This window comes from Pseudomonas sp. 39004, from assembly GCF_028682155.1.
In the GTDB taxonomy this organism is placed as follows: domain Bacteria; phylum Pseudomonadota; class Gammaproteobacteria; order Pseudomonadales; family Pseudomonadaceae; genus Aquipseudomonas; species Aquipseudomonas capeferrum.
In genome coordinates, this window is sequence record NZ_JANIAG010000289.1 from 1 (window position 1) to 3,870 (window position 3,870).

General features: G+C 64.7%; 4 protein-coding genes. 2 read left to right on the forward strand and 2 right to left on the reverse strand.

Translation table 11 applies throughout. The features are described from left to right. Positions 1-180 precede the first annotated feature (180 nt). Complete coding sequence (locus NP534_RS26090) at positions 181-1,188, forward strand: GlxA family transcriptional regulator (protein WP_047583754.1); 1,008 nt, start codon at positions 181-183, stop codon at positions 1,186-1,188. A 6-nt stretch (positions 1,189-1,194) separates the two neighbouring features. On the opposite strand, the gene NP534_RS26095 is transcribed toward NP534_RS26090, so the two are convergent. Next, positions 1,195-1,866 carry a TetR/AcrR family transcriptional regulator gene (locus NP534_RS26095; RefSeq protein ID WP_095065147.1) on the reverse strand — a complete coding sequence of 224 codons (672 nt, stop codon included), beginning with the start codon at positions 1,864-1,866 and terminating at the stop codon, positions 1,195-1,197. Positions 1,867-2,046: 180 nt separating this feature from the next. On the opposite strand from NP534_RS26095, the gene NP534_RS26100 reads away from it, so the two are divergent. Continuing rightward, entirely contained in the window at positions 2,047-2,931 is an 885-nt protein-coding gene (locus tag NP534_RS26100) for a DMT family transporter (protein ID WP_274100642.1), read from the forward strand. Between the two features lie 3 nt (positions 2,932-2,934). Here NP534_RS26100 and NP534_RS26105 read toward each other — a convergent pair whose 3' ends face one another. Then, positions 2,935-3,819 carry a hypothetical protein gene (locus NP534_RS26105; protein WP_274100643.1) on the reverse strand — a complete coding sequence of 295 codons (885 nt, stop codon included), beginning with the start codon at positions 3,817-3,819 and terminating at the stop codon, positions 2,935-2,937. Positions 3,820-3,870: the final 51 nt, after the last annotated feature.

Consider the following 3,870-nt stretch of genomic DNA (forward strand, 5'->3'; position numbering starts at 1 on the left):
TGTAGGAGCGGCCTTGCGCCGCGCGGGCGGCGCTCGATCTCACAGGCGCTGAAAAATTCAAGCCATGCCCCCGCCCAATTGCCTGAACACGACCTCAAATACGACACCCCCACCCCGGAGATTGTCTTTCCCCCTGCCACCGAGCACACTCCCCAGGCCAGCCAGGAAGCGGAGTCCAGAGTGCCCACCCCACGTCAGTTCAGCAAAAAGACCAGCACCAGCAACATGCTGCGGCTCAAGTCCACCACCGCAAATGCCCAAGCGCCCTATCGGGTCGACTTCGTATTGCTGGAACACTTCTCCATGGCCAGCTTCACCGTGGCCATGGATGTGCTGGTCACCGCCAACCTGCTGCGCACCGACAGCTTCCAGTTCACCCCGCTGTCGCTGGACGGTGACAGGGTGCTGAGCGACCTGGGGCTGGAGCTGGTGGCCAGCGATCTGTCGGCGGAAGCGTTGCGCGAGCTGGACCTGCTGATCATCTGCGGTGGCCTGCGCACGCCGCTCAAGTACCCTGAACTCGATCGACTGCTGCACGACTGCGCGGCCCATGGCATGGCCCTGGGCGGCCTGTGGAACGGCGCCTGGTTTCTCGGCCGCGCGGGCGTGCTGGATGACTATGGCTGCAGCATCCACCCCGAGCAACGCGCCAGCCTCTCGGAGCGCAGCCCGCAAACCCGCATCACCCCGGCCAGTTTCACCCTCGACCGTGACCGCCTCAGCGCCGCCAGCCCCAATGGCGCCATGGAGCTGATGCTCGGCCTGGTCCGCAGGCTCTACGGCGACGGCCTGGCCGAAGGCGTCGAAGAAATCCTGTCGTTCTCGGGCGCGCGCTATCGCCAGGTCGGCCCGGGAGCGAAAAAGTCCATGAGCCTGCACATGCGCACCATCGTCGAGCTGATGGAGAACAACCTCGAAGAAACCCTCAGCCTCGATCAGCTGGCCGCCTACAGCGGGCGCTCGCGGCGCCAGATCGACCGCTTGTTCCAGGCCCAGCTGGGCACCTCGCCGCGGCGCTACTACATGGAATTGCGCATCACCAAGAGCCGCCGCCTGCTGCAGTACTCCGACCTGTCGGTGATGGACGTGGCAGTGGCCTGCGGGTTCGTTTCGGTGTCGCACTTCAGCAAGTGCTACGCCGCATACTTCGGCTACCCGCCGTCACGCGAGCAACGGCTAGGCGAATGACACCGCTCAGGCGCGGATGTAGCGAATGACCGCGTCACCGATCATGGTCTTGTGGCGCTGCTTGATGGCTTCGTCGGCGAGGTCTATCTGGAAGATCTCGCCGAAGGTGTGGCGGTTCGACACCCGGTAGAAACAGAACGAGCTCATCAGCATGTGCAGGTCGATGACCTCGATACCGGCACGGAACACGCCTTCCTGCTCGCCCCGACGCAGGGTACTGCCAAGGGCTTCGAGCACCAGGCTGCTCATCTCGCGAATGACCGGCGACTGTTTGACGTACTCGCCGTAGTGAATGTTCTCGGTGCAGATGATGCGCACGAAATCGACATTGCGGTCGTGGTGATCGAATGTGAACTCCACCAGGCGGCGGATCGCCTGCTCGGCCGGCAGCGACTCCAGGTCCAGGCTTTGCTCGGTCTTGCGGATATCACCGTAGAGCTTGACCAGGCACTCGACGTACAACTGCTCCTTGCTGCCGAAGTAGTAGTAGATCATGCGTTTGGAGGTGGCGGTGCGCTCGGCGATGGCATCGACGCGCGCGCCGGCCAGGCCCTGCTGGACGAACTCGTTGATGGCGGCCTGAAGGATATCCTCGCGCGTTTTCTCGGGGTTGTTCTTGCGCGACTTGCGCACCCCTTCGATCTCAGGCTGGCCGAGGCTGACTACGGAATCACTCATACCCACTCACAGGCTGTTTATTGGAATACGGTGATTATCCGTGAGCGCGGCCATGCAGGGAAGCACGCTGTTGGTCGGGTAGCCACGAAACGGCGTTACAGGCAAACCGCCGACGGCGCTTGAAGTCACGCCCCGCAACCCGCTAGCCTGCGTCCCTCTGCCCTGGACGGACCCTGCCCCATGCAACCGCGTGACTTTGCCGCCTACCTGTTTCTGGCCATTGCCTGGGGGTTTTCCTTTCTGGTCCTGCTCAAGGTGGTGCACGCCTTCGGCTGGGTCGGCGCGGTCAGCCTGCGGTCGCTGATTGCCGGCAGTACCCTGGCGATTCTGGCCGCCTTGCTCGGCCGCACCCTGCGCCTGCGCCCGCTGTTGAAACCGCTGCTGGTGATCGGCGCTACCACCGTGGCCGGGCAGTTGATCGGCATGTCCTATGCCACCCCGCGGATCGGTACGGCCATGGCGGCGATCTTCGTGGCCACCATCCCACTGTTCTCGATGATCATCGGCCGTGTCTGGGGGCTGGAGAAAATCACCTTGCAGGGCCTGGCGGGCCTGCTTCTGGGCTTCGTCGGTATCGCCATGCTGGTAGGGTTTCCGGCCCAGCCGGTCAGCGACGTGTTCATCCACGGCTGTATCGCTTCGCTGTTCGGTGCCTTGAGCGCCGCGTTCGGCAGCAACTACGCCAGCCTGCACCTGCGTGGCCAGGACCCGTGGACCGTCACCGGCGGCGCCTTCCTGGCCGGCGGCCTGCTGACCCTGCCCCTGCTGTGGGTGGTGCCGGTGCCCAGCGTGCCGCAAGCCAGCGACTGGCTGTACTTGATGATCAGCGGCGCGGTCATGAGCGCCACCACGTACGTGCTGTATTTCGGCCTGGTGGCGCGCATCGGCGCCACCCGTGCCCTCAGTGTCGAGTTCGTGGTGACGTTGGTCGCGGTACTGGTGGGCGCGGTGTTCCTCGACGAAGCCTTGAGCCTGCTGCAACTGGCGGGCGGCGCGGTGGTGCTGGTCGGCTGCCTGCTGGTGCTGGGCCTGCTGCCCGGGCGTAAACCACGCCTGCCAAACTGAGCCTCAGTCGCGTTGCGCCGTGCTGCGTTCAACCGGTGGGGACAGGTGCAGTACGCGGTTACGCCCGCCCTCGGCCAACAGGTATCCGCCTTTGCCATCGGCAACGATTGCCTGCGGCGCCTTGAGGAACGACAGCACCGTCTGGCGCGTGCCCTCGGGGTCGATGCGCAGCAGGCGGGCGCGGTGCGTGTTGTCTTCGCTGATCCACAAGCCGCGCTGGTCGCAGAACAGGAAGGTCGGGTTGCGCAGGCCATCGACCACCACCGGGTCCTGGCCGTCCTCGGACAATGCGCGAACCTTGCCGTTGGCTTTCTCGGTATACAGCAGGCGGCCATCGTTGCAGCGGGTCAGGCCTTCGGTTTCGGTGAGCCCTGAGCGCAGCACATCCAGCTGGCCGCTGCGCCAGTCATAGCGCATCAACCGCCCATTGCCCTTACGGTCTTCGATGGCATAGAGGTGATCGCCATCGTTCCACAACCCTTGCACGCTCTCGCCGTCGAACAGGTGGGTGACCTGGCCGTCGCGAGACAGGCTGACCGGCGCAAGGCCACCCTCCTGGCTGAAGACCCAGCCGCCCTCGGCCGCGACCATGCCGTCGGGCTTGGACAGGTTGTCGATCACCACCACGCGGTCACCCTGGGCAGTAATCTTGAGGATGCTGCCACGGCCGTCGTCCAGCTCGCGGCTGACCAGCAGGCTGCCGTCGGCCTGCGGCAACAACGACGCGGCCTTGGTCACGTCGCGGTGCAACACCTCGACATCCCAACCGCTGGCAGCCTGGACGGGGTAAAAACTCTGCCAGGCGAAGAAGCCCAGCGTGGCAGCGAGCAGGCTGGCGGTGGCGGTCAGGGTGATGCGGGTACTGCGTTTGCGCTGGATGTGCGGCATGAAAAAGGGCTCCTTGAGAGTGCGGGGATCCTAGCAAGAAGATGTGAAAAA